Genomic DNA, 5,279 nt, shown 5'->3' on the forward strand with positions numbered 1-5,279 from the left:
GTGGGCGCGCCTGTTGGCGAGGAACCTGTATCAGGTTTGGTCCGCGCCTTCGTCACCAACGGCAGGCAGGGCATCAATTACCATCGCGGCGTTTGGCACCATCCGGTGCTGACGATCGAAAAGCGGGATGACTTCCTGGTGGTTGATCGCAGTGGCACAGGCAATAACTGCGATGAGCATTTTTTCAAAGAGGAAGAGCGTTTGGTCCTCGCCCCCCACCAATAAGAGAAGGTCTGATCACTCGACAACAGAGTGACAGGCGAGAGGTAAAGACTGTGGAAGCACATCTGTTGGAATGGCTGAACCTGAGCGTACGCTGGGTTCACATGATTACTGGCGTGGCCTGGATCGGCGCGTCGTTCTACTTCGTCTGGCTGGAGAACAACCTCAACCGCGTCAACCCGAAAACCGGCCTGGCCGGTGACCTGTGGGCGATCCACGGTGGCGGTATCTATCACCTGGAAAAATACAAACTGGCTCCTCCGTCGATGCCGGAAAACCTGCATTGGTTCAAGTGGGAAGCCTACTTCACCTGGATGTCGGGTATTGCGCTGCTGTGCGTGGTGTTCTACTCCAATCCAACGCTTTATCTGCTGGCTCCGGGCAGCACTTTGAGCGGCCCTGAAGGCGTGGCCATCGGTATCGGCTCGCTGTTCCTCGGCTGGTTCATCTACTCCTTCCTGTGCGACTCGGCCTTGGGCAAACGCCCGGCCCTGCTCGGTTTCATCCTGTTCGTCCTGATCATCGGCGCGGCCTACGGCTTCAGCAAGGTGTTCAGCGGACGTGGTGCTTACCTGCACGTCGGCGCGATCATCGGCACCATCATGGTCGGTAACGTGTTCCGCATCATCATGCCGGCGCAACGTGCACTGGTAGCGGCAATTGCCGAGAACCGCACGCCCGACCCTGCGCTGCCGGCCAAAGGTCTGCTGCGTTCGCGTCACAACAACTACTTCACCTTGCCAGTGCTGTTCATCATGATCAGCAACCACTTCCCGAGCACTTACGGCAGCCAATACAACTGGCTGATCCTGGCCGGGATCGCGGTGCTGGCGGTGTTGGTGCGTCACTACTTCAACACCCGTCATGACAGCCACAAGTTCGCCTGGACCCTGCCTGTTGCAGCAGTGGGCATGATCACTCTGGCGTACGTCACCGGCCCGACGCCGATGTCGACCGCTCCGGAAGTGGCCAAGGCTCCAGCGAAAATCGAGTACCAACCGCTGCCGGAAACGGCACTGGGCGGTGGCGCGAAACCGGCTGAAGCAGCACAACCGGCAGCCCCTGCCGCAGCACCGGCCCAGGCGTCCAACGCCGGTCCTGCTTTCGACAAGGTGCACTCGGTGATCCAGGAACGCTGCGCGGTCTGCCATTCGGCCAAACCGACCAGCCCGTTGTTCAGCGCAGCTCCTGCCGGTGTGATGTTTGACACCCCGGATCAGATCCGCCAGAACGCGGCGCGGATTCAGGCACAAGCCGTCACCAGCCAGATCATGCCACTGGGCAACATCACACAGATGACCCAGCAGGAACGTGACCTGATCGGTGCGTGGATTGTGCAGGGAGCCCAGACCAACTAATCGTTAAAAGCATCGCTGGCAAGCCAGCTCCCACAAGGTTTTGCACTGCCTGTGTGGGAGCTGGCTTGCCAGCGATTGGCCGCAACGCGGTTTACCTGATGCAAAGAAACAGCTGCCAGCAACCCGGCAGCTGTTAATCACAAGAATAAAAAAGATCCGAGGTGTTGCATGTCCGAGCTGTCCAAAGCGCGCATCCCCGACGCACCCGCCATTCAGCGTTTGCCCCTTTTGCAACTGATCCTGGTCGGTTTGCAACATGTTCTGCTGATGTACGGTGGTGCCATCGCGGTTCCGCTGATCATTGGACAGGCCGCTGGCCTGAGTCGTGAAGAAATTGCCTTCCTGATCAACGCCGACCTGTTGGTCGCCGGTATCGCCACCATCGTTCAATCACTTGGTATCGGCCCGATGGGCATCCGTATGCCAGTGATGATGGGCGCCAGTTTTGCTGCGGTAGGCAGCATGGTCGCCATGGCCGGCATGCCCGGTATCGGTCTGCAAGGAATCTTCGGCGCCACCATCGCTGCCGGATTTTTCGGCATGATCATCGCGCCGTTCATGTCCAAAGTCGTCCGCTTCTTCCCGCCGCTGGTGACCGGAACGGTCATCACCTCGATCGGTTTATCGTTATTCCCGGTGGCTGTTAACTGGGCTGGTGGCGGTGCCGCTGCCAGTCAGTTCGGCTCGCCCATTTATCTGGGCATCGCCGCACTGGTGTTGGGCACCATCCTCTTGGTGCACCGCTTCATGCGCGGTTTCTGGGTCAATATTTCCGTACTGATCGGCATGTGCTTTGGCTATCTGCTTTGCGGTGCCATCGGCATGGTTGATCTGAGCGGCATGGCCAACGCGCCATGGGTGCAATTCGTCACCCCGCTGCATTTCGGCATGCCGAAATTCGAACTCGCGCCGATCCTGTCGATGTGTCTGGTGGTGGTGATTATCTTCGTCGAGTCCACCGGGATGTTTCTCGCGCTGGGCAAAATCACCGGTCAGGAAGTCTGCCCGCGCATGCTGCGTCGCGGCTTGATGTGTGACGCGGCGGCATCGTTTTTCGCCGGTTTCTTCAACACCTTCACCCACTCCTCGTTCGCCCAGAATATCGGTCTGGTGCAAATGACCGGCGTGCGCTGCCGCTCGGTGACCATCGTCGCCGGTGGTTTGCTGATCGTGCTGAGTCTGCTGCCGAAAGCGGCGTTCCTGGTGGCGTCGATTCCACCGGCGGTGCTCGGCGGCGCAGCGATTGCGATGTTCGGCATGGTCGCGGCGACCGGGATCAAGATCCTGCAGGAAGCCGACATCGGCGACCGTCGCAATCAGTTGCTGGTGGCGGTGAGCATCGGCATGGGCCTGATTCCGGTGGTACGTCCGGAGTTCTTCGCCCACCTGCCACTCTGGATGAGCCCGATCACCCACAGCGGTATCGCCATGGCGACCCTCAGCGCACTGACGCTGAACCTGCTGTTCAACATTCTCGGTGGCGCCGAACGCGCCGCCATCAACGACTGCCAGGCGCACCAGCACTAATGAAGTCACCACAAAACCTGTAGGAGCGAGCCTGCTCGCGAAAGCGTTGTGTCATTCAACAGTTATGGCGACTGACACGCCCTCTTCGCGAGCAGGCTCACTCCTACAGGGATAGCAGCTTTGCGCCTCAAACAATAAAAACAAGAGGGAGCAACAGATGATTCGCACACAGACAAACGCTCTGTTAGGTGGCGGCCTGCTGGCCGCGAGTCAGGCCATGGCTGGCGATTTATTGCTTTGGCAGACCAACAGCCTGAGTTACCTGTACGGCAAGAACTTCGCGATCAATCCGTCGATCCAGCAGACGGTGACGTTCGAGCATGCCGAAAAGTGGAAGTACGGCGACAACTTTCTGTTCGTCGACAAAATCTTCTACAACGGCCAGGAAGACCGCAATAAAGGTCCTCACACCTTCTACGGTGAATTCACCCCGCGCTTCTCGTTCGGCAAGATCTTCGATCAGAAAATCGAGTTCGGCCCGATCAAGGACGTACTGCTGGCGATGACCTACGAGTATGGCGAAGGTGAAAGCGAGGCCTACCTGATCGGCCCCGGTTTCGACCTGAAAGTGCCGGGCTTCAACTACGTCACCCTGAACATCTTCCGCCGCCAGACCGAAGGCCCGCGCCCCGGCGATGGCGTCTGGCAGATCACTCCGGGCTGGTCCTACAGCTTTCCGCTGGGCAATTCCGATGTGCTGATTGACGGCTACCTCGACTGGGTAGTCGACAACGACGAGAACTCGCGCGGCACCTACCACGCCAACCTGCACATCAATCCGCAGATCAAATATGACCTGGGCAAAGCCCTGGGCTGGAGTCAGAAGCAGCTGTACGTCGGCACCGAGTACAGCTACTGGAAGAACAAATATGGCGTCGAAACCAGCCACAACCTCGACACCAATCAGAACACCGCCAGCCTGCTGGTGAAGGTGCACTTCTAAGATGACCCGCAACCGTGCCCCATACCTGTCGTCGGTGCTCTGTTGCGGGGCACTTGAGGCTTGGCCGCTGAGTCAGTATTCTCCGCGGCCGTCGAAATCCGGTTTAAAAAAAAGCCCGGATTTAATTCCTGACCGGCTGGCCAACTTATCCCGGCCTCGTTCAGAATCAAGGCATCCCGAAAAAACGCTCATTCGACTGTTTTTCAACAGCCGGACGGGCGTTTTTTGGTTTTTTCAAAGCCTTGGCTCAGCTTTTGCTAACAGCACTGAAGCTGACCGATCGGATGACTTTTGCAATAGAAAAAAGGCGCCACACCAGAGCGCCGATCTTAAAAAAAATAAACGTGGAACCACCTATTTTTTGGGAGCAACCGAATGAAACGTATGTGCACCAGCCTGATGCTCGCGGGATCGATGCTGGCCGGCGGCCAGGCCATGGCCGATGGCCTGCTGCAATGGCAGAACAACAGCCTGACCTACCTCTACGGTAAAGATTTCAAGGTCAACCCTGCGATCCAGCAGACCGTCACCTTCGAGCACGCCGATGCGTGGAAGTATGGGGATAACTTCCTGTTCGTCGACAAGATCTTCTACAACGGCAAGCCAGACGGCGGCGTCGGCAACAACACCTACTACGGCGAGTTCCAGCCACGCATCTCGCTGGGCAAGGTGCTCGACCAGAAGATCGAGTTCGGCCCGATCAAAGACGTATTGCTGGCCATGACGTACGAGTTCGGTGAAGGCGACGTCGAGTCGTACCTGATCGGTCCAGGCTTCGACCTGGCGATCCCGGGCTTCGACTATTTCCAGTTGAACTTCTACCAGCGCCACACCGACAGTTCGCGTCCGGGTGACAACGTCTGGCAGATCACCCCGGTCTGGTCCTACACCATCCCGGTCGGCAGCTCGAACGTGCTGATCGATGGTTACATGGACTGGGTCGTCGACAACGACGTCAACAACAAAGGCGAGTACCACGCCAACCTGCACTTCAACCCACAGGTCAAATACGACTTGGGCAAGGCGCTGCATTTCGGCGAGAAGCAGTTGTACGTCGGTGTTGAGTACGACTACTGGAAAGACAAATACGGGATCGAAGACTCCCGTGGCTTCACCACCAACCAGAACGTGACCAGCTTCCTGGTGAAGTTCCACTTCTGATGCTGCTGTAAGTGGCGTCTGCAAGGACGCCATCGCTGGCAAGCCAGCTCCCACAGGGTTTTGTGTCG

At 58.0% G+C, this 5,279-nt stretch carries 6 protein-coding genes; all 6 read left to right on the forward strand.

Annotation, left to right across the window (positions count from 1 at the left end):
* A partial coding sequence (locus ACIOZM_RS30590; RefSeq protein ID WP_401221171.1) for an ureidoglycolate lyase occupies positions 1-225 on the forward strand: 225 nt, incomplete at its 5' end.
* Positions 226-275: 50 nt separating this feature from the next.
* The gene (locus ACIOZM_RS30595; protein WP_401221172.1) at positions 276-1,580 is read left to right on the forward strand and encodes a urate hydroxylase PuuD; all 1,305 of its coding nucleotides are present in this window, start codon (positions 276-278) and stop codon (positions 1,578-1,580) included.
* 168 nt (positions 1,581-1,748) lie between these two features.
* Positions 1,749-3,107: a nucleobase:cation symporter-2 family protein gene (locus ACIOZM_RS30600; protein ID WP_401221175.1), complete on the forward strand. Its 1,359-nt coding sequence runs from the start codon at positions 1,749-1,751 to the stop codon at positions 3,105-3,107.
* Between the two features lie 157 nt (positions 3,108-3,264).
* A complete protein-coding gene (locus ACIOZM_RS30605; RefSeq protein ID WP_401221178.1) occupies positions 3,265-4,050 on the forward strand; it encodes an outer membrane protein OmpK in 786 nt (261 codons plus the stop codon).
* Position 4,051: 1 nt separating this feature from the next.
* A complete protein-coding gene (locus tag ACIOZM_RS30610; RefSeq protein ID WP_401221181.1) occupies positions 4,052-4,429 on the forward strand; it encodes a hypothetical protein in 378 nt (125 codons plus the stop codon).
* Positions 4,426-5,211 carry an outer membrane protein OmpK gene (locus ACIOZM_RS30615; RefSeq protein WP_226500380.1) on the forward strand — a complete coding sequence of 262 codons (786 nt, stop codon included), beginning with the start codon at positions 4,426-4,428 and terminating at the stop codon, positions 5,209-5,211. The genes ACIOZM_RS30610 and ACIOZM_RS30615 overlap by 4 nt, the downstream gene beginning before the upstream one ends.
* Positions 5,212-5,279 lie beyond the last annotated feature (68 nt).

It is taken from the genome of Pseudomonas sp. NPDC087346, assembly GCF_044744235.1.
Lineage (GTDB): Bacteria > Pseudomonadota > Gammaproteobacteria > Pseudomonadales > Pseudomonadaceae > Aquipseudomonas.

Coding starts and splice junctions, on each gene's coding strand:
- ACIOZM_RS30600 (WP_401221175.1), top strand. CDS start 1,749: ATGTCCGAGCTGTCCAAAGCGCGCATCCCCGACGCACCCGCCATTCAG.
- ACIOZM_RS30615 (WP_226500380.1), top strand. CDS start 4,426: ATGAAACGTATGTGCACCAGCCTGATGCTCGCGGGATCGATGCTGGCC.
- ACIOZM_RS30605 (WP_401221178.1), top strand. CDS start 3,265: ATGATTCGCACACAGACAAACGCTCTGTTAGGTGGCGGCCTGCTGGCC.
- ACIOZM_RS30610 (WP_401221181.1), top strand. CDS start 4,052: ATGACCCGCAACCGTGCCCCATACCTGTCGTCGGTGCTCTGTTGCGGG.